This window comes from Flavobacterium plantiphilum, from assembly GCF_046000495.1.
Lineage (GTDB): Bacteria > Bacteroidota > Bacteroidia > Flavobacteriales > Flavobacteriaceae > Flavobacterium > Flavobacterium plantiphilum.
This window is the reverse complement of the sequence record NZ_JBELQA010000001.1, coordinates 366,311-385,515: the sequence shown is the minus strand read 5'-3', so window position 1 is coordinate 385,515 and position 19,205 is coordinate 366,311. Positions and strand designations below refer to the sequence as shown.

Here is a 19,205-nt window from a genome sequence, read left to right as displayed (position 1 = left end):
AGTGTTTAAAAATTACTTTACTTTAAAAGTAACTCTTCTTACGATTTGACGAGCTTCTTTAGAATTTTTGTTCACTGAAGCATCTTCTCCATTACCTGATACAGTTAATCTTGAAGCATCAATTCCAGCATTGATTAATACATTCTTAACTGCCTCTGCTCTTTTTTGAGATAAAGTCTGGTTGTATCCTGAACCTCCAATTTCATCTGCATAACCTATAACGTCTGCACTTTTTGAAGGGTTATTTTTCAAATATTTCACTAAGAAATCAACACCTGATAAAGAAGTATTTGTTGGTTTTGATGAATTAAAATCAAAATAAACATTTACATAACCTCCGTTGATTAATTCTTCTACAGTACTATTAGTTGCACTAGTATTGTTGTTTTGCGCAAATCTGCTATCTAAATAACTTTCTAATTCATCAGGAACTCCATTTTGATTTTTATCTATCGCTTGTCCTTTTGTATTTACTGCTACACCTGCAACGGTATTTGGCTCTAAATCATACAAATCAGCTACACCATCTTTATCAGAATCAATAAGACCTGTTTCAATCAATGTTACTCTTTCATCTAACTCATCGTACTTATCTTTAGAATACCAGTCAGCATGTTTTTCATTTTTACCTAAGTAAAAAGTCAAACCAACAGAAGCATTAAGAGTTACTCCGTCTAAAGCACCTGTACTAGCTGCTCCCATACCATCAAAATTGTAGTTTTGTCTTCCGTAAACTAATCCGCTTAAGTCTCCAGTTAAAGCAACACTATTACTTAATCTAATTTGTCCCGTTAAACCAAGGATACCATGTCCCATGTAATCTTCTCCGTCAAAACCATTATCTTTAGCAGATAATTGAGAAACTCCAAATCCACCATGTGCTAATAAACCAATAGTGTTAGTCCATGTCTCAAAGTTTAAAGTTCTACCCAAGTTGATAACCCCTTGTAAACTTGTTCTGATCATTCTGCTTTCAAATGGTGCAGTATCATCACGCTCTTGAAATTTATCATATCCAAAATCAAGTTTCAAACCAAATTTAGGATTAAACATGTATCTTACTCCTAAATCAGCATGAAAAGGATTAAGTGTAGCTGTTGAATAACCTGGTGTCATAGCTCTTAATGGTTTGTTTACACCACCATTCAATTCAATAGACCATTTGTCATAAGGATTTGGATCAACGATGTTTTCTTCAGATGTTGTCCCCATAATTTGTGCATTTGCTGCAAATGACAGTATTAACAGAGATAAAGAGGCAAATTTCTTTTTCATGATTATTTATTTTAATTTATTTTATTTTTTAATCAATGCAAATATAAATCATATAATTCTGATAATTGTTATTTTAGAGTTATATAATTCCCACTTTTTTAATTCTTCGTTCCTTATTATGGAAACAATATCGTACTATTATTTTGATTATCAAAGTGTTAAAACGGTATTTAACTCTGTTTGTAAAGACTTAAAAAAAAACACTTTTTTTTAAATTAATCTCTTAATTATCTGAATTTACTTGAGATATTATCGCTATTTCATCAAATCAAAGGTAATTTTTTAGCAATAAAACAACAAATATTTTCTAATAAAACTGAAGTTATATACCATTCAAAAGATAAAAAAATCATTTGCAACGTCATTTTATCACAATTATTGTATTGGTAAAAGCTTTTATCCTGTACAACATTAAAATGCAATATTTTTTTACCATAATACAAAAAAAACTTTCTGTTTTAACAGCATCCTGTTTTTAATATTGTTTACATCTATGATTTTTATAATCCTTGTGAATGCTTATATTTGCAGTCTTATAATTTTTAGCTTTTTTTATGACAACTACAAACAGACGTTTTCCTGCTGAATGGGAAAAACAAGAAGGAATTTTGCTTTGTTTTCCGCATAACGGAAACGATTGGCCAGGGAAATATGAAGCGATTCAATGGGCTTTTGTGGAGTTTATTAAAAAAGTAGCTACTTATGAAAAGGTATTTCTGGTAGTGATTGACGAAAAATTAAAAGCGAAAGTTAATGAGATGCTCAGTAGAGCGCATGTAAACTTAGAACAGGTTTTCTTTATTATTCAAAAAACAAATCGCAGCTGGATGCGTGACTCCGGACCTATTGTTGTTTATAAAGACGGTAAAAGAGAAGCCTTGAATTTTAACTTTAACGGCTGGGCTAAATACAAAAACTTCCAACTTGACAAACATGTCCCTGCTAAAGTTGCTGATTTTTTAAACCTTCCTCTAACACAGGTTACTTACAATGGAAAACCTGTAATTGTAGAAGGCGGTGCTATAGATGTAAACGGTCGCGGTACTTTATTAACTTCCGAAGAATGCCTGATGCATCCAAGCATTCAGGTACGCAACGCAGGTTTTAGCAAAGAAGATTATGAAACTGTTTTTAAAGAATATTTAGGTGTTACTAATGTGATCTGGCTGGGCGATGGTATTCAGGGGGACGATACGCATGGTCATATAGATGATTTATGTCGTTTCATCAACGAAAACACTATTGTAACCATTATTGAAACAAATCAATCAGATAAAAATTATGAACCTTTACAGGATAATTTAAAACGATTGCAGAATGCTAAATTAGAAAATGGAGAATCACCTGTAATTGTAACTTTGCCTATGCCAAAACGTTTGGATTTTGAAGATTTACGTTTGCCGGCAAGTTATGCTAATTTTCTGATTTTAAACAATTGTGTTCTGGTACCTACTTTTAATGATGTAAATGATCGCAAAGCATTAAATATTTTGGCAGAATGTTTTCCTGACAGAGAAATAATCGGAATCAGTGCTGTCGATTTAATTTGGGGATTCGGTACTTTACACTGCCTGAGCCAACAAATTCCTGCTTAAAAAAGCATCTCAAAACGACAATTAGAAATTAATATCCGTTCTCTTTTTAGCAATATCGCTAAATAACTCAATATTTAAAAATATCGCTTTATTTAGCGATATTTTATTTATAAGCATTTATAAAGCATTGCAAAAAGAATTCCTAATCCAAAACTCATTAATGTACCTATTAAAATGTATTCTGTAAGTCGAACATCTTTTGACTCTTTCAAATCACCAAAACGAAAAATAGATTTTGCTGCCAGCAAAAAACCAATTCCTTCCCAAAAATCCATTACAACAAAAAAGAAAATAAATAACCGCTCCAGAATTCCAATATATTTACCCGCATTATTGGTGTCATTGCTGTCTGTTTTCACAATCTGTTCACTCCATTTTGATAACAATACTTTTAAAAGAACCGCACTTACGTAAGTTACTAAAATTAAAGCTGTAATTAGGGCTAAATTTTGCTCCGAATACAATTGAGCAAACGGAATCTGATATGGATAATAATAATTTACAACAAACGCAATTACCAACAGATGCAAAAACTGATCTGCAAAAAACCATTTTTTTTCAGTTTTCTTTTTTTCGAAATATAATTTAGCACAATCAATACCAAAATGACTTACTGTAATTAAAAAAACGGCACCTGAATATTCGGAATTAAATTGTGTAGTAATTAGTAATAATACTAAATGGACGGCCACGTGATAATACAAAAACTTCGATTTTATTTTTCGCTTTTTTTTATCTTTTACCCAGGAAGAAGGCTGCATTAAAAAATCGCCTGCAAAATGTGCTAAAAGCAAACTTAAAAATAATGCTACCATTGTTTTTTGATTTCTTGTTTGTAAAATACAATCATGTTTTTTAATTCATCATAAGCTGCTCTCTTTAGCGATGAGCTAATCGAACTTTGACTTTTTCTGTTTAAAGCAGAAGCCAGCTGGTTTTGATTAATTTCCGGATTTTCCAAAGCTTTTTTTACTATTTCCGCTGAGGTACTTGTCCAGTTATCGACAATAATAAGCATAAAAGAAAAGATAACAGCAAAAGTAGTATTGAATTGTTCCCAGGGTGTTTGTATTCCCAGAGTTTGTTTTTTTAAATTTTCAAAACATTCTCCTGAATTAATAAATGCCGCACCATTAGATTCGGTAATTTTATCAGATAAATAATCTACCTTCCCCACTCCTATTGCCATACGCACATCTAATTCTTTATGTTGTTTTACCGCAGCCTTGATAAGCAATGCTGTTTCAAGAGCATCTTCAACAGCTATAATTAATTGAAAACTGTCTCCTCGATAAATTTCCCAGTTTTTGGGTTCACTCCCGTATTGATTTAAAACTGCTTTTAAATCCGACATCCAAACTGCCGAACTCAATTTTCGCGAATCAATTATATCTCCTGTAATTACTGCTTTCATAGATAAGTGTGATGGATTTGTCTGTAAATATTTTGAACTCTTATAAAAATAAAAGCAATATAGTAAAATTATCGCTTATTTTAACGATAATTTAAAATATCGTCTTATTTAACGATAAATCACTTTAAAAATTATTCATTACTTTCTAAAATATAAGTAGAAGGGGTCTTGCCCAGATGCTTTTTGAACATAAAAATAAATGCGCTTGTGGTTTCATAACCCAGATCAAAAGCAATTTCTTTTACTGATTGTTTTTCTCCCAGTCGTTTTATGGCTTCCAGTAATTTTAACCGAATACGCCAATCACTAAAATTCATACCTAGTTCCCTGATAAACAAACGGGATAATGTCCTGCTGCTCATAGACGAAATTTCAGCGTAATAATCTATCGTATATCTACTCGCCACATCATTAAGCAAAAGCTGAACTACATTTTTTAATCTCAAATGATTTGTAGTAGGTAAAAAAGTAGCACTAGGTTCAATCAAAGCCATTTCGTCCAAAAAAACATCCATGATTCTTTTTTGTGAAGGAGTAATTACATCAATACTTTCAAATGAAATAATCTTAAACAATAATTGTTTTAAAAAAACCGAAATATCAAAAGAAAAACTAACCGTGGGCAAATCAGCTGTAAAGGCCGGATCAATAAATACACTATACAATTTCACATCTTTTTGAAAAGAAACCTGATGTTCCGTATTTCCCGGAATCCATAATCCCTGTAATGGATTCACAACCCAAATTTGATTATCAACCACTACATTCATTACTCCGCTGGTGGCATAAATTAATTGTGCGCGAGGATGTGAGTGAGACAAACAAACAGCATTGGTAACTGTTTCAGTATATCCTGTAACCGGCAAAGCAGAATTGATCTGAAATCCAAAATCTACTACTTTATATGTCTGATTATCGTTATTCATTGTCCAAATATAACAATTAAGACAATAATTTTTCTTATCATCTTTGTAAAAAATAATACAGCTGTTATTTTAAAAGAATTTTATAATTAAAAAACAACTCATGGAAAATGTTAAAACACATCCCGATATAATCAAAAAAACAACTTATTCTATTTTGTTTATCATTAGTTTTTCTCATCTAATTAATGACTTATTACAGGCAGTAATCCCTTCTGTTTATCCTTTATTGAAGGATAATTTTAAACTAAGCTTTTCACAAATCGGACTTATCACTTTTACTTATCAGGTTACAGCTTCTGTCTTACAGCCTTTTGTGGGAATGTATACGGATAAAAAATCAAAACCTTATTCATTATTAATCGGAATGAGTTTTACCTTAATCGGAATATACCTTATTTCAATAGCCTCCAGCTTTACTTTTTTATTGATTTCAGTTAGTTTAATAGGTGTAGGTTCATCTATTTTTCATCCTGAATCTTCCAGAGTAGCTCATTTAGCCTCAGGTGGAAAAAAAGGATTGGCTCAGTCTATTTTTCAATTAGGAGGAAATGCCGGCAGCGCCATTGGTCCTTTATTAGTGGCTCTAATTGTCATTCCGCATGGACAAAGTTATATTGTATGGTTTTGCCTTATTGCACTAATCGGAATATTTGTTTTGTACAAAATTGCTTTATGGTACAGCGATCATTTATCATTAAAAAATGCAGGAAAAATTCAAAATGAAATTATACCGCATCATTTATCAAAAACAAGAGTAACTTTTTCATTAATAATATTACTGGCTTTAATATTTTCAAAATATTTTTATCTGACCAGTATTACCAGCTATTATACTTTCTTTTTGATTGATAAATTTCATATAAGTATTCAGGATTCTCAGCTGTATTTATTTACTTTTTTAGGTGCTGTAGCCACCGGAACTTTAATAGGAGGTCCTTTAGGAGATAGGTTTGGAAGAAAATATGTAATCTGGATTTCCATTTTAGGTGCGGCTCCCTTCACTCTTTTATTGCCGTACGTTTCTTTATTTTGGGTGGGAATCTTATCGGTTATTATTGGATTGATTATCTCTTCAGCCTTTTCAGCGATTTTAGTATATGCTACCGAATTACTTCCGGGAAAAGTGGGTTTAGTTGCCGGGTTATTCTTTGGATTTGCTTTTGGAATGGCTGGTTTAGGTTCAGCTGTATTAGGAAATTTAGCAGATACCACAAGCATTACTTATGTTTTTAATGTTTGTGCTTACTTGCCTTTATTGGGAATCATAACCGGTTTTTTACCTAATATTGAAAGTAAAAAAGTAAACTAATTTTTTTTACCGCAAATTCGCAATTTTTATTAAATCTGCGAATTTGCGGTAATTATTAAATCAAAAACTAGTTTAATATCTTTGTGGCTTCGAAAATTATCCAAAATGAACATCAAACTCATCGCCATAGGCAAAACTGATAATAAAGCGTTACAAAGCTTAATTGACGATTATACCAAACGCCTGTCTTTCTACATCAAATTTGATTTAGAAATTATTCCGGATATCAAAAATGTAAAAAACTTATCCGAAAGTCAGCAAAAAGAAAAAGAAGGTGAATTGATTTTGTCAAAAATAACTTCAACTGACCAACTGATTTTATTGGATGAAAACGGAAAAAACTTTTCCAGCGTAGGTTTTTCAGAAGAATTACAAAAGAAAATGAACTCCGGAATTAAAACACTGGTTTTTGTCATTGGCGGTCCTTATGGCTTTTCGGATACGGTTTATGCCAAAGCACAAGGAAAAATTTCACTTTCGTTAATGACATTTTCTCACCAAATGGTACGCTTATTTTTTATCGAACAATTATACCGTGGGTTTACTATTTTAAGAAACGAACCGTATCACCATCAGTAAAATTGTCTTTCAAAAGGGATAAATTATATCCATACAGCTTAAAATGCTCTACTTTGATGGAGCAATAGTTGTCATAAAACGAAACTTTTGGTATCTTGTCAATGAATTACTAATTAAATTTTCATTGAAAAAATATGGACATCAATAAAATTACTGATTTAATAACTGAAAAATTAACTGTCTGGAGCGAAGCACTTATCAAACTCCTTCCTAATATTGCCGTAGCGGCAATTGTAATGGTATTAGGGTTTTATCTGGCTAAATTTATTCAAAAAACTGCAACCAGACTAATTGGTAAAATTTCTAAAAATTTAACTTTAAATAATTTATTCAGTTCCATCATTTATTTTATCTTTTTAGGAATTGTAATATTTACGGTGCTAAGCATTCTTAAATTAGATAAAGCGGTTACTTCTATATTAGCCGGTGCAGGGATTTTAGGCTTAGCTTTAGCCTTTGCTTTTCAGGATATTGCAGCTAATTTCATGTCGGGGATTTTTATTTCGTTTAGAAAACCTCTAAAAGTGGGTGATATTGTCGAAATCAGAGATTATATGGGAAAAGTAAAAGAGGTTAATCTTAGAGATACCATCATAGAAACTTTTCAAGGTAAAACCGTTATTATTCCAAACAAAGAAGTCTTCCAGAATCCTATAGAAAATTACAGTTTTCTTCAAAAAAGGCGTTTCGATTTAAGTGTAGGTGTTTCTTATGGAGATGATTTAGAAAAAGTAAGGCAAATTACACTTGATGCCGTTAGTGATATTGCAGAACTGTCAAAAGAAGATACTATAAATGTTTTCTTTGTTGAATTTGGCGATAGTTCTGTGAATTTATCCGTTAGAATGTGGATCAATACTCCTGAGCAATCCGTTTACAATAAAGTAGGCAGTGAAGCAATTATAAAAATCAAGAAAGCTTATGATGCTAATGATATTATGATTCCGTTCCCAATCCGAACATTAGATTTTGGCATCAAAGGAGGAACAACTTTAAACGAAATGCCTGTTCAAATTAAACAGGAAAAAGAGTAAGCTATTTTAAAGTTAGTACTAAAAAATAAATTCATTTGGAGAAATTGGATTGGTACTGTACAAATCAAATTTTAGCAATAGCACTTTATTGTCAATGTATTCTCCATAAGACATATTTTTTTCAAACTGAGTAACCACATGAGGTTTTGTAATAAACTGAATACTGAAAAATTCCTGAATCAAATCTGATTTTTTAATGCCTCTTCCATTTAACCAAACCATATCAGTAGCTTTTTTAAATAAAATTACAAAATCATTATTTTTAGGTTTCCCCATTGTATAATTCACTTTTGTAAAAGGTAAAAAAGCCAAATTTTCTTTTACCGTATCGGCATAAGCATAGAAATTCTCAGCTTTTTCATTCTTATGCGCTTTTTCCTGACGTTTTTTATTCTGTAATTTTATTACTTCGGGAATCACTAATTTTAAGGGCAAACGTTTATCAATACTAAAAATCCAATTAGTTGTAATAATACTGTTTTTTCGATTGACTTCTGCCAGAGTATCTTTTTCACTTACTCTGAAAAAAATATAAATGGGCGAATGATCCTGAACATCACTAACCACTGTAGTATCTGATTTTGGCAATAAAATATCTTCTTTATTTCCGCAGGAAAGAAACAACAACCCTAAAATAAGACTTAAATATTTCATCATTACTGGTTCAGTTTTTGAAATAATTTTACACATTCAACAGCTGCTGCCACATCATGTACTCTTAAAATCTGAGCTCCTTTAGTCAATGCAATTGTATTTAAAAAAGTAGTTCCGTTCAAGGCTTCTTCGGCACTAATTTCTAAGGTTTTATGAATCATTGATTTTCTGGAAATCCCAATTAATAACGGTAAATCTAAATTATGAAATAATTCTAATTTTTGCATAACTTCATAATTCTGCTCAATTGTTTTTGCAAAACCAAAACCTGGATCCACAATCAAATCATTAATCCCTAAGCTTCTGGCTTTGCTTATTTTTTCAGAAAAATAGAATAAAATTTCTTTTATAATATCATCATATTGCGTTAAACTTTGCATGCTTTGTGGCGTACCACGCATGTGCATCATGATGTAAGGCACATTATATTTTGCAATCACTTCCATCATTTTATCATCTAAATTTCCGGCTGAAATATCGTTAATAATAGCAGCACCATTATCGATACAAGCACTAGCCACTTTACTTCTAAAAGTATCTATAGACAATAAAATATCCGGAAAATGTTTCAACAACAACTGTACTACAGGAACAATTCGGCTGAGTTCTTCTTCCTCCGAAACAAACTCGGCACTTGGTTTACTGGAATAAGCACCAACATCAATAAATGTGGCTCCTTCGTCCAGCATTTTTTGAGCTTTAGCAATAATTTCATCATCACTGGAATACTTTCCTCCATCAAAAAAAGAATTGGGTGTTATATTCAAAATCCCCATCACTTTAGGCTGCGATAAATCAATCAGTTGTCCTTTGCAATTAATTGTCATTTTTTAATCTTTGTTTAAAGTAGAATCCTTTTAAAATTTATCCCTATTTTTGAGAAAATTTTAGACAAATATACATCAATAATGAAGAATACTTCTCAAGAATACGATAAGGTAATTGAAATTTGTCGTTCCTTATTCGTGAATAAAATGCAGGATTATGGAAGCGCCTGGCGTATTTTACGTTTGCCTTCTTTAACCGATCAAATTTTTATCAAAGCCCAGAGAATTCGTAGTTTACAAGAAAACGAAGTTCGAAAAGTTGATGAAGACGAATCGGGTGAATTCATCGGAATTATCAATTATTCTATCATGGCTTTAATCCAATTAGAATTGGGCGTTGTAGACCAACCGGATTTAAACACTGCTAAAGCCACTTCTTTATATGATGCTAAAGTAAAGTTAACCAAAGATTTAATGGAAGCTAAAAATCATGATTACGGCGAAGCCTGGCGCGATATGCGTGTAAGTTCTTTGACCGATTTGATTTTGCAAAAATTACTTCGCGTGAAGCAAATTGAAGACAATAAAGGAAAAACAATTGTTTCTGAAGGGATTGATGCCAATTATCAGGACATGATTAACTACTCTGTTTTTGCTTTAATTTTAATGGGTTTTGCCAATAAAAAATAACATTCTTATGAAGAACATCATTACTCAGTTTTCAAGAATATTTGTTGGTATTTTATTTATCATTTCAGGCTTAATTAAACTAAATGACCCCGTAGGTTTCTCATATAAATTGGCCGAATATTTTAGTGAAGCTGTATTTAACCTGCCTTTTTTAGTACCTTTCTGCTTATCATTAGCGCTATTTTTGGTTATTGCAGAAGTCCTTTTAGGAATCATGTTACTCATAGGTTACAAGCCTAAATTTACCATTTGGAGTTTATTGTTAATGATTGTATTTTTTACTTTCCTGACATTTTATTCTGCATATTATAATGTAGTGAAAGACTGTGGTTGTTTTGGAGATGCATTGCATCTTACGCCTTGGGAATCATTTACTAAAGATGTAGTCCTTTTATTCTTTATCCTGGTTTTATTTATCAATAAAAAATTAGTGAAACCATTATTCAGTAAAGGAACTCAAAATCTATTAGTAGCTTTAGGAATGACTGCTTCCATTTTTATGGCATATTATGTCTTAAATCATTTACCAATTATTGATTTCCGTCCTTACAAAGTAGGAACGAATATTCAAAAAGCAATGGAAATACCTGAAGGTGCTCCGCAAGCCGTAGTTAAAATGACTTTTATTTATAAAGTAAACGGTGTTAACAAAGAATTTAGTGAAGATGACTTAATGAATCTTCCTGAAGGCGCTGAATTTGTAGACCGAAAAGATCAGGTAATCAGCGAAGGTTACGTTCCCCCTATTCACGATTTTACGATGATGAAAGATGGTTCTGATTATAAAGAGGAATTACTTTTAGAACCTAAATTACTGATGATAGTGACGTATGACCTCACTAAATCAGACACTGACGGAATGCAAAAATTAGCAGATTTAAATAAAACAGCTGTTGCAAAAGGATATAAAGTCATTGGTATGACCAATTCTTCTGAGCAGGAAATTAAGAAAGCACAAAAAAAATACAATTTAGACTTCGATTTTTATACTTGTGATGCGATTGCATTAAAAACAATTGAAAGAGCCAACCCAAGTATTGTAATTCTGGAAAAAGGTACTGTAAAACAAAAAGTACATTACGAGGATATTAGTGATTTAAAACTATAGAAATAAAAGCTTTTATCATTACTCTGATAGTTTTTTTATATTTTCATCTTAGTTTTCGTATGCAAAAAAGTAGTTTTTTAGCTTTTTGAAACTATAATTTTCAATTTTATTATACCAAATAAAAAATGGGAAAGCAACTATTACGTTTTCATTTGGCTTTTTATAACTCAAAATACTGTATTTGTTATTTTATTAAAGAATATTTAAAAAATAACAATATGAAAACAGCAATCAAATTGTTTATTTTAACTTTGTAACAATGGAAAAAATAAAAAAAATAACCCTTATTCTACTGGCTTTAGTTTTCGTTTCCTGTGCAAAATCAACAGCACAAAAAACGGAATTTTCTAAAGAAGCCTTATCTGAAACACTGTTATCAACTAACAACGGGCAAGTTGCTTTTAGTGAAATACTGTCTCAAAACAAAGGTAAAATTGTAGTTATTGAAGTCTGGGCTTCCTGGTGTGGAGATTGTGTAAAAGCAATGCCAAAAATAAAAGAATTGCAAGCAGCACATCCCAAAACCGCTTATGTTTTTATTTCAATGGATAAAACGGCCGATAAATGGAAATCCGGAATTGAAAAACATCAATTACAAGGAGCGCATTTTATGGCAAATGATCAAATGAGTGGCGTATTTGCAAAAGCGATTGATTTAGACTGGATTCCTAGATATATCATTATAGACAAAACAGGAAAGATTGTATTGTATCGCGCCATTGAAACTGATTTTGACCAAATTAACAATACTCTAAGCCAATTAGAAAAAGAATAATTTACCACATAAAAAAACAAAATTCAAATATAACACTACTAAAATGAGAAAAAAGATTGTAGCAGGAAACTGGAAAATGCATAAAAATGCCGCACAAACTAGCGAATTATTAAGTGAATTAATTGCAAAAGTACCTGCAAACACTACAGCACAAGTAATTGTGGCTCCTACATTTGTAAACTTAGCTGCAGCTGTAAACCAATTAAAAGGAACTAACATTAGTGTTTCGGCACAAAACGTTCACCAAACTGAAAGTGGTGCATTTACAGGAGAAATTTCTGCTGACATGTTAACAGGAGTTGGTGTAAACACTGTAATCCTTGGACACTCTGAGCGTAGAGCTATTTTCCATGAAACAGACGCTTTAATTGCTGATAAAGTAACCACTGCTTTAAAACACGATATGACTGTTATTTTTTGCTTTGGTGAAGAATTAAAAGACCGTCAATCTGACAATCACTTTAATATTGTTGAAAACCAATTAAAAGATGGTTTGTTCCAAATTGATGCTAAATCATGGGAAAAAGTTGTTTTAGCTTACGAACCGGTTTGGGCTATTGGAACAGGTGAAACTGCTTCTCCGGAACAAGCACAGGAAATGCACGAATTCATCAGAGAAACAGTTCTTAAAGCTTACGGAAAAGAAATTGCTGAAAACGTAACTATTCTTTACGGAGGTTCAGTAAAACCTGAAAATGCTAAAGAAATTTTCGGAAAACCAGATGTAGACGGAGGTCTTATTGGTGGAGCAGCATTAAAAGCGGATGATTTTGTTGCAATTGTAACAGCAATCTAAAAAAACAATCCTACATACAGAAAAGCGATAATTCATTTTATCGCTTTTTTTATTTTTCTGATTTTCATAAAAGAGAAATACTACCTTTGCAAAAAATTAAAACAATTATGTCCAATATTTATATCGCCTACCATTTTAGCATTGAACCAAAAGAATTGGGTTCTGAAATTTTAATTGCCGAATTAGGCGAACTTGCTTTCGAGAGTTTTACCGAAACAGAAACCGGAATATCCGCTTTTGTTCAAAAAGATTTATGGGACGAAATGATTCTTGAAAATGTAAATATTTTGCACTCAGAAGAATTTGAAATTGATTATTCTTTTGAAGAAATTGATCAGGTAAACTGGAATGAAGAATGGGAAAAAAACTTTGAACCTATTGATGTAGATGGAAGATGTCATGTTCGCGCTCCTTTTCACCCAAAAACAAATGCAGAATTTGATATTCTAATTGAACCCAAAATGAGTTTTGGTACAGGTCATCATGAAACAACACACATGATGATTCAACATTTATTGGAAATGGATGTCACTGGAATGAAAACCTTAGACATGGGTTGCGGAACTGCTATTCTTGCTATTCTTGCCGAAATGAAAGGTGCTCAGCCTATTGATGCTATCGATATTGACAACTGGTGTTATTTAAACTCTATTGAAAATGCTGAGCGCAACAATTGTAAAAACATTAGTGTTTATGAAGGCGATGCTTCTTTATTAAAAGATAAAAAATATGATTTAATTATTGCCAACATTAACAGAAATATTTTGTTGAACGATATGCAAACGTATGTCGATTGTTTGAACCCAAAAGGAACTTTGTTACTAAGTGGTTTTTACAATGAAGACATCCCTTTTATTGATGCTTCCTGCACAGAAAAAGGTTTGACTTATGTTAAAAAATTCGAAAGAAACAACTGGGTTTCACTAAAATACGTAAATTAGTACTCTGTTTATAATCAATGATTAAAGTACAAAAATAGAACACAATGAGTACTAAAGAAAAAATTAGAGAAAGAGTAAGCGTACAGGAAGTCACGGCTAAAAACAATGAAATTATTGTTTACAATGACGATGTAAATACTTTTGACCACGTAATTGAAACCCTAATGCGTGTTTGCGAACATACAGCAGAACAAGCTGAGCAATGCTCATTAATTGTTCATTACAATGGAAAATGTACGGTAAAAACAGGCCCTTTAGACAAATTAAAACCACAATGCACCCAGCTTTTAGAAGCTGGTTTAAGTGCCGAAATAATTTAATAAACTACAAAATTTACCCAATTTTTAAAGCATTCGTCATAGCGAATGCTTTTTTTTATACATAATTACCAAATTAATGAGGTAATTTATCTTTTAAAACGCCATAAAGAAAAGTTCCAATCATAGCACCTAAAAAAACTATGATAACACTTGTAAAACCTGCTCCAATTAAAATAAATATAGGCCCCGGGCAAGAACCTGCTAAAGCCCATCCTAATCCAAAAATTATTCCACCTAAAACATAACGAGCAGTTGATGGTTCTTTATCGGCAATACAGATTAGAGTTCCTGTACTGTCTTTTAACTGATATTTTTTAATGATTTGGATACCAATAACTCCTGTTAAAACAGCAACCATAATAATTCCGTACATGTGAAAAGACTGAAACTGGAACATTTCATAAATGCGGTACCAGGAAACTGCCTCTGATTTTGTTAGTACAATTCCAAAAACAAATCCAACCAAAATAAATTTTATTAATTTCATATTTAAATATTTATTATCTTTTTATAGGTAATATGTAATTCGTATATAACCAATTGGTAATTTCAACCAACTTTAGTTTATGCACATTTCATATTTTATACAATTAAAGGTAAAATAAAATGAGCCATAATTAATCCGCCAATAAAAAATCCTATTACGGCTTTTAAAGATGGAAGTTGCAAATTGCTCAATCCCGAAATAGCATGTCCTGAAGTACAACCACCAGCATAACGGGAACCAAATCCTATAAGAATTCCTCCAATCATCAAAATTAAAATTGTCTTCGGAGAAGTAAAAATCTGATTTGAGAACAATGCATCCGGCATTAATTTACCTTCAGGGGCATCAATATTGATCAATTGAAGCATTCCTATCGTTTCTGGGCTTATCGAAACATTTGAAGGGTCACTTAAAAAATTTACAGCCACAAAACCGCCCAACATGGCTCCTGCCACTACAGCAAGATTCCATCGTTGTGACTTCCAGTCCCAATCAAAGAAAGAAACTCTTTTTCCGGCGCCGGCCATACTACACAAAGTCCTTAAGTTGGAAGACATCCCAAATGACTTTCCAAAATAAGTCAGAATTAGCATTACTAAGCCGATTAGAAACCCCGAAACATACCATGTCCAGGTGTGATAAATTGATTCCATATTTATTATTTTCTGGCAAAGTTAAACAGTAGGCTGTAAATGGTATGTGAGAAAAGTTACAGAAGGTCAAAACAATACTACTTTTAAAAAAATACATAAAAGCTGGTATAAACTTTAAAGTTCTGAATATCTTTGTATCACTGTTGTAAGAATACCTATTTCTAAATTAATTTATTTTATGAAATTACCATTAATAACTAATTTACTTAAAAAAATTCAGGAAAATAGAAAACTCCTCTTTTTTATAGTTTCTAAAAAAATATTAGTTGCAATTGTTTTAATGTTTTTAAGCAGTTCTTGTATCAGTACACGATCTACATTGAAAAATGTAGATGACAACGCTCCTATTCCCAAACTTTCTAAGAACAACACTTTTATTATCACCGAATACAGTAAGGACAAAAGATACGGTTACAATAAAGATTATCCCGTTAATATTTTCTATTACAACACCTATAATGAACAATTAAACGAAGAACGTTTTCTGAACGCCTTGGCCGGACCAAAAGGAGAAAAAATAACGTATACTAAAATAGAAACCTGTTGCCCTTTTCCGTCTAAGAGAACAGCTATGGGAGCCGGATTTCTTAATATTTATGAAATTAGCTGGGAAGGTCAGAAAAAACCAATCCTTTTATACTTAAATATATATGAAAAAGGGTATTTAAAATGTCCTGTAGGATTAAGCATAAAAAAACAGGATTAAACAAATACGTTTTTGTTTAACCCTCAATAAGACATCTTTTTTTAATTAAAAAAATCACAAAATTAAGTCTTAAATCGCAAATCATAACTACATTTGCAATCACTAAAAAACACCCATGAACATACATAATATTCCCAAAATTAAGCATACAGAAAGTGATAATTTCTTTTTGCTTTCAGGTCCCTGTGCCATCGAAGGAGAAGAAATGGCGCTGCGTATTGCCGAAAAATTAGTTGGTATTACAGACAAACTTCAAATCCCTTATGTTTTTAAAGGTTCGTTTAAAAAAGCCAATCGCTCCAGAATTGATAGCTTTTCCGGAATTGGTGACGAAAAAGCATTAAAAATACTTCGAAAAGTATCTGAAACATTTGATATTCCTACGGTAACTGATATTCATACCAATGAAGATGCAGCTATGGCAGCTCAATACGTTGATGTATTGCAAATTCCCGCTTTCTTAGTACGTCAGACTGATTTAGTTGTGGCTGCTGCCAATACAGGAAAAGTAGTAAATCTTAAAAAAGGACAATTTATGAGTCCGGAGAGTATGAAACACGCCGTACAAAAAGTATTGGACTGCAACAATCAAAACGTAATGGTTACCGATCGTGGTACTATGTTTGGTTACCAGGATATGATTGTTGATTTTAGAGGAATACCTACTATGCAACAATATGCTTCTACCGTACTTGATGTTACCCATTCACTGCAACAACCTAATCAAACAGCCGGAGTAACTGGCGGAAGACCAGATATGATTGAAACCGTTGCCAAAGCAGGTATTGCCGTAGGTGTTGATGGACTTTTTATTGAAACTCATTTTGATCCCGCTAATGCTAAAAGTGACGGAGCTAACATGCTGCATTTGGATTATTTTGAAAGTTTAATGACTAAACTTGTAGCCATTAGAAAAACCATCAATACATTTTAATTAAAATTTTAATAAATCGTGAAAAAATTATTCACAACTGCATTTGCAGCTGTTCTACTTGTTAACAACTTAAACGCTCAGGAAAATATAACAATACAAGATAAATATACCGCACATAACAAAGGAAAGTTTTTTATTTCCTGGGGTGGAAACAGAGAAGATTATTCAAAATCGGATGTAACCTACACAGGAAAAGATTATAATTTTACTGTAAAAAACATGGTTGCGCATGATAAACCCAAAGGTTGGAATGTAGATTATGTTAACCCTGCGAGAATGACTATTCCGCAGACTAATTTACGCTTAGGATATTTTTTTAGTGATCATTACAGTGTGACTATCGGAGTAGATCACATGAAATATGTGATGACGCAAAATCAGACTGCAAATGTCAGCGGAGAAATCAATTTACCATTAACTGATCCGGGTTCGATTCACAACGGGGTATACAACAATACTCCTGTTGATTTTTCAGACATGACTTTTCTTATCTATGAGCATACTGATGGTTTAAATTATGTGCATACTGAAGTGTCTCGTTTTGACGATATTTCAAAACTATTCAAACTTCCCAACACCGACAAAGTGCAAATTAACTTAACAGAAGGTTTGGGTGCCGGTCTTTTATATCCTCGAACAAATACTACCTTGCTAGGAAAAGAACGCCACGATGATTTTCATGTTTCGGGTTATGGAATATCTGCAAAAGCAGGTTTAAACATCACTTTCTTTAAACATTTTTACATTCAGGGCGAATTAAAAGGCGGTTACATCAATATGCAGGATATTCGTACTACACAAAGTACAGCAGATAAAGCTTCGCAGGACTTTTTCTTCTTGCAGCGGATTATCGCACTCGGAGGGATTTTTAAATTATAAAATATTTTAACTTTTTACAAAAGCTGTTTTGAATCTGTCAAAGCAGCTTTTTTTTATTTTATGCAGAGAAAAATTTTATTTCATTGAGATTATCTAAACTTTTAACTCAATAAAAAAACTAATTTAAATATCTCACAAAAAAAAACTTAATTTTACAGTTTTATCTCTAAAAAAAATTATTTTTGTATAAAAATTCTCCCCAAGTCTTTTTTTAACCTATTTATTTGTCCTAACACTAATTAATCTTTAGTAAATGTTTATGACCAAAAATAGAGAAACTGACTTAGTACATAATTATGATGTTTTCCAGAACTTTGAACATTTTTTTGATGTATCACAAGATTTATTCTGCATAGTAGGATATGATGGTTATTTTAAAAAAATCAATAATGCGGTTTCTGATCTTTTAGAATATACTACCGAAGAATTATTAGCAGAACCTGTTAATCACTTTGTGTATAGCAATGATAAAGAAAAAACAAGCTTAGCCAGAAAGAATTTAAGAAACCAGGTTCCTCTGTTTAGTTTTGAAAACAGATATGAAACTAAAAGCGGAAAGATCGTTTGGCTTTTATGGACTTCAGTACCCGTAGAGGATAAAAAACTAATTTATGCTGTAGCAAAAAATATTACCGATAAAAAAGAACTGGAACAGGAACGAAAAAATCATCTTAAAAGGCTTACTGAAATCAATAATGAGTTTAAACAATTGAGTTATTCTACAGCACATGATTTAAGATCACCTGTAAATAACATGCTTTCTGTTTTTGAGCTTTTAGAAACAGAAAATATTGATAAAGAGGAAATTGCTGAGTTTATTACTATTCTAAAAAGTACCACTCATACTTTAAAAGAAAATTTAGACGAGTACATTCGGGTACTGAATTATAAAAATCAAAGCGATAACCAATTGGAAGAAATTGATTTAAACAATTCGCTGAATGAAGTTTTAACTTCGATTAATGCCTTAATCCATAATTCTAAAACTACCATTAATGTTGATTTTTCTGCAATTGATAAAGTACATTTCAACAAATCCTATTTAAAAAGTATTTTTTTAAATTTGATTACGAATGCTATAAAATATGTAAAACCTAATACAGTACCTTCAATCTCTATTAAATCGAAAAAACAAAACAATACCATCCAGTTAATTATTTCAGATAATGGTATTGGGTTTGATTTAGATAAAGTAAAAGACAAAGTATTTAGGTTATTTCAGAAATTTAATACACATGCAGATAGTAATGGTATCGGGCTTTATTTGGTACACAATCATATCACAACACTCGGTGGTCAGATTACTCTGGATAGTGAGGTGAATAAGGGATCAAAATTTACAATTAGCTTTCCTTTAAAGTAA

22 protein-coding genes are annotated in these 19,205 nt (G+C 31.8%); 14 read left to right on the top strand and 8 right to left on the bottom strand.

All coding sequences use genetic code 11. The features are described from left to right. Positions 1–12 precede the first annotated feature (12 nt). Positions 13–1,275 carry an OmpA family protein gene (locus ABS764_RS01595; RefSeq protein ID WP_408079281.1) on the bottom strand — a complete coding sequence of 421 codons (1,263 nt, stop codon included), beginning with the start codon at positions 1,273–1,275 and terminating at the stop codon, positions 13–15. A gap of 554 nt (positions 1,276–1,829) precedes the next feature. On the opposite strand from ABS764_RS01595, the gene ABS764_RS01590 reads away from it, so the two are divergent. After that, positions 1,830–2,870, top strand: coding sequence for an agmatine deiminase family protein (locus ABS764_RS01590; RefSeq protein ID WP_408079279.1), 1,041 nt, complete (start codon positions 1,830–1,832; stop codon positions 2,868–2,870). 107 nt (positions 2,871–2,977) lie between these two features. Here the strand turns inward: ABS764_RS01590 and ABS764_RS01585 are convergent, their stop codons facing one another. The 3 genes from ABS764_RS01585 to ABS764_RS01575 form a co-directional block, all read right to left on the bottom strand. Beyond that, complete coding sequence (locus ABS764_RS01585; protein ID WP_408079277.1) at positions 2,978–3,685, bottom strand: DUF3307 domain-containing protein; 708 nt, start codon at positions 3,683–3,685, stop codon at positions 2,978–2,980. Continuing rightward, complete coding sequence (locus ABS764_RS01580; protein WP_408079275.1) at positions 3,679–4,284, bottom strand: transcriptional regulator; 606 nt, start codon at positions 4,282–4,284, stop codon at positions 3,679–3,681. Before ABS764_RS01580 ends, ABS764_RS01585 begins: the two co-directional genes overlap by 7 nt. Positions 4,285–4,415: 131 nt before the next feature. Continuing rightward, positions 4,416–5,210: an AraC family transcriptional regulator gene (locus tag ABS764_RS01575; protein ID WP_408079273.1), complete on the bottom strand. Its 795-nt coding sequence runs from the start codon at positions 5,208–5,210 to the stop codon at positions 4,416–4,418. A 100-nt stretch (positions 5,211–5,310) separates the two neighbouring features. Here ABS764_RS01575 and ABS764_RS01570 point away from each other — a divergent pair, with 100 nt between their 5' ends. The 3 genes from ABS764_RS01570 (at position 5,311) to ABS764_RS01560 (ending at position 8,132) form a co-directional block, all read left to right on the top strand. Beyond that, positions 5,311–6,519, top strand: a complete 1,209-nt coding sequence (locus ABS764_RS01570) for an MFS transporter (RefSeq protein WP_408079271.1) — start codon at positions 5,311–5,313, stop codon at positions 6,517–6,519. Positions 6,520–6,624: 105 nt separating this feature from the next. Next, positions 6,625–7,098: a 23S rRNA (pseudouridine(1915)-N(3))-methyltransferase RlmH gene (gene rlmH / locus ABS764_RS01565; RefSeq protein WP_408079269.1), complete on the top strand. Its 474-nt coding sequence runs from the start codon at positions 6,625–6,627 to the stop codon at positions 7,096–7,098. Between the two features lie 134 nt (positions 7,099–7,232). Continuing rightward, positions 7,233–8,132, top strand: coding sequence for a mechanosensitive ion channel family protein (locus tag ABS764_RS01560; protein ID WP_408079267.1), 900 nt, complete (start codon positions 7,233–7,235; stop codon positions 8,130–8,132). Positions 8,133–8,150: 18 nt separating this feature from the next. Here ABS764_RS01560 and ABS764_RS01555 read toward each other — a convergent pair whose 3' ends face one another. Together ABS764_RS01555 and folP are read right to left on the bottom strand one after the other, a co-directional pair. Then, positions 8,151–8,789 (bottom strand): hypothetical protein, encoded by a 639-nt coding sequence (locus ABS764_RS01555; RefSeq protein WP_408079265.1) that lies wholly within the window; start codon positions 8,787–8,789, stop codon positions 8,151–8,153. Then, complete coding sequence (gene folP, locus ABS764_RS01550; RefSeq protein WP_408079263.1) at positions 8,789–9,613, bottom strand: dihydropteroate synthase; 825 nt, start codon at positions 9,611–9,613, stop codon at positions 8,789–8,791. Before folP ends, ABS764_RS01555 begins: the two co-directional genes overlap by 1 nt. A gap of 81 nt (positions 9,614–9,694) precedes the next feature. On the opposite strand from folP, the gene ABS764_RS01545 reads away from it, so the two are divergent. From ABS764_RS01545 to ABS764_RS01520, 6 genes are all read left to right on the top strand, one after another. Then, positions 9,695–10,243 (top strand): DUF1599 domain-containing protein, encoded by a 549-nt coding sequence (locus tag ABS764_RS01545; RefSeq protein ID WP_408079261.1) that lies wholly within the window; start codon positions 9,695–9,697, stop codon positions 10,241–10,243. Between the two features lie 7 nt (positions 10,244–10,250). Then, complete coding sequence (locus ABS764_RS01540; protein ID WP_408079259.1) at positions 10,251–11,351, top strand: BT_3928 family protein; 1,101 nt, start codon at positions 10,251–10,253, stop codon at positions 11,349–11,351. 268 nt (positions 11,352–11,619) lie between these two features. Next, positions 11,620–12,126 carry a TlpA family protein disulfide reductase gene (locus ABS764_RS01535; protein WP_408079748.1) on the top strand — a complete coding sequence of 169 codons (507 nt, stop codon included), beginning with the start codon at positions 11,620–11,622 and terminating at the stop codon, positions 12,124–12,126. Between the two features lie 43 nt (positions 12,127–12,169). Further along, the gene (tpiA, locus tag ABS764_RS01530; protein WP_408079257.1) at positions 12,170–12,922 is read left to right on the top strand and encodes a triose-phosphate isomerase; all 753 of its coding nucleotides are present in this window, start codon (positions 12,170–12,172) and stop codon (positions 12,920–12,922) included. A 107-nt stretch (positions 12,923–13,029) separates the two neighbouring features. Beyond that, positions 13,030–13,863, top strand: coding sequence for a 50S ribosomal protein L11 methyltransferase (prmA, locus tag ABS764_RS01525; protein WP_408079255.1), 834 nt, complete (start codon positions 13,030–13,032; stop codon positions 13,861–13,863). A 44-nt stretch (positions 13,864–13,907) separates the two neighbouring features. Further along, on the top strand, positions 13,908–14,183 hold the full coding sequence (locus ABS764_RS01520) for an ATP-dependent Clp protease adaptor ClpS (RefSeq protein WP_408079253.1): 276 nt from the start codon (positions 13,908–13,910) through the stop codon (positions 14,181–14,183). Between the two features lie 73 nt (positions 14,184–14,256). Here ABS764_RS01520 and ABS764_RS01515 read toward each other — a convergent pair whose 3' ends face one another. Both ABS764_RS01515 and ABS764_RS01510 read right to left on the bottom strand, forming a co-directional pair. Continuing rightward, positions 14,257–14,670 (bottom strand): DUF6691 family protein, encoded by a 414-nt coding sequence (locus ABS764_RS01515; protein ID WP_408079251.1) that lies wholly within the window; start codon positions 14,668–14,670, stop codon positions 14,257–14,259. Between the two features lie 95 nt (positions 14,671–14,765). Then, the gene (locus ABS764_RS01510; protein WP_408079249.1) at positions 14,766–15,323 is read right to left on the bottom strand and encodes a YeeE/YedE family protein; all 558 of its coding nucleotides are present in this window, start codon (positions 15,321–15,323) and stop codon (positions 14,766–14,768) included. 280 nt (positions 15,324–15,603) lie between these two features. Here ABS764_RS01510 and ABS764_RS01505 point away from each other — a divergent pair, with 280 nt between their 5' ends. The 4 genes from ABS764_RS01505 to ABS764_RS01490 all read left to right on the top strand — a co-directional run bounded on the left by ABS764_RS01505 (position 15,604) and on the right by ABS764_RS01490 (position 19,205). Further along, positions 15,604–16,029: a 2-dehydro-3-deoxyphosphooctonate aldolase gene (locus ABS764_RS01505; RefSeq protein ID WP_408079746.1), complete on the top strand. Its 426-nt coding sequence runs from the start codon at positions 15,604–15,606 to the stop codon at positions 16,027–16,029. A 115-nt stretch (positions 16,030–16,144) separates the two neighbouring features. Further along, entirely contained in the window at positions 16,145–16,963 is an 819-nt protein-coding gene (gene kdsA / locus ABS764_RS01500) for a 3-deoxy-8-phosphooctulonate synthase (protein WP_408079247.1), read from the top strand. Positions 16,964–16,978: 15 nt separating this feature from the next. Next, positions 16,979–17,842: a hypothetical protein gene (locus ABS764_RS01495; protein ID WP_408079744.1), complete on the top strand. Its 864-nt coding sequence runs from the start codon at positions 16,979–16,981 to the stop codon at positions 17,840–17,842. A 259-nt stretch (positions 17,843–18,101) separates the two neighbouring features. Beyond that, a complete protein-coding gene (locus ABS764_RS01490; RefSeq protein WP_408079245.1) occupies positions 18,102–19,205 on the top strand; it encodes a PAS domain-containing sensor histidine kinase in 1,104 nt (367 codons plus the stop codon).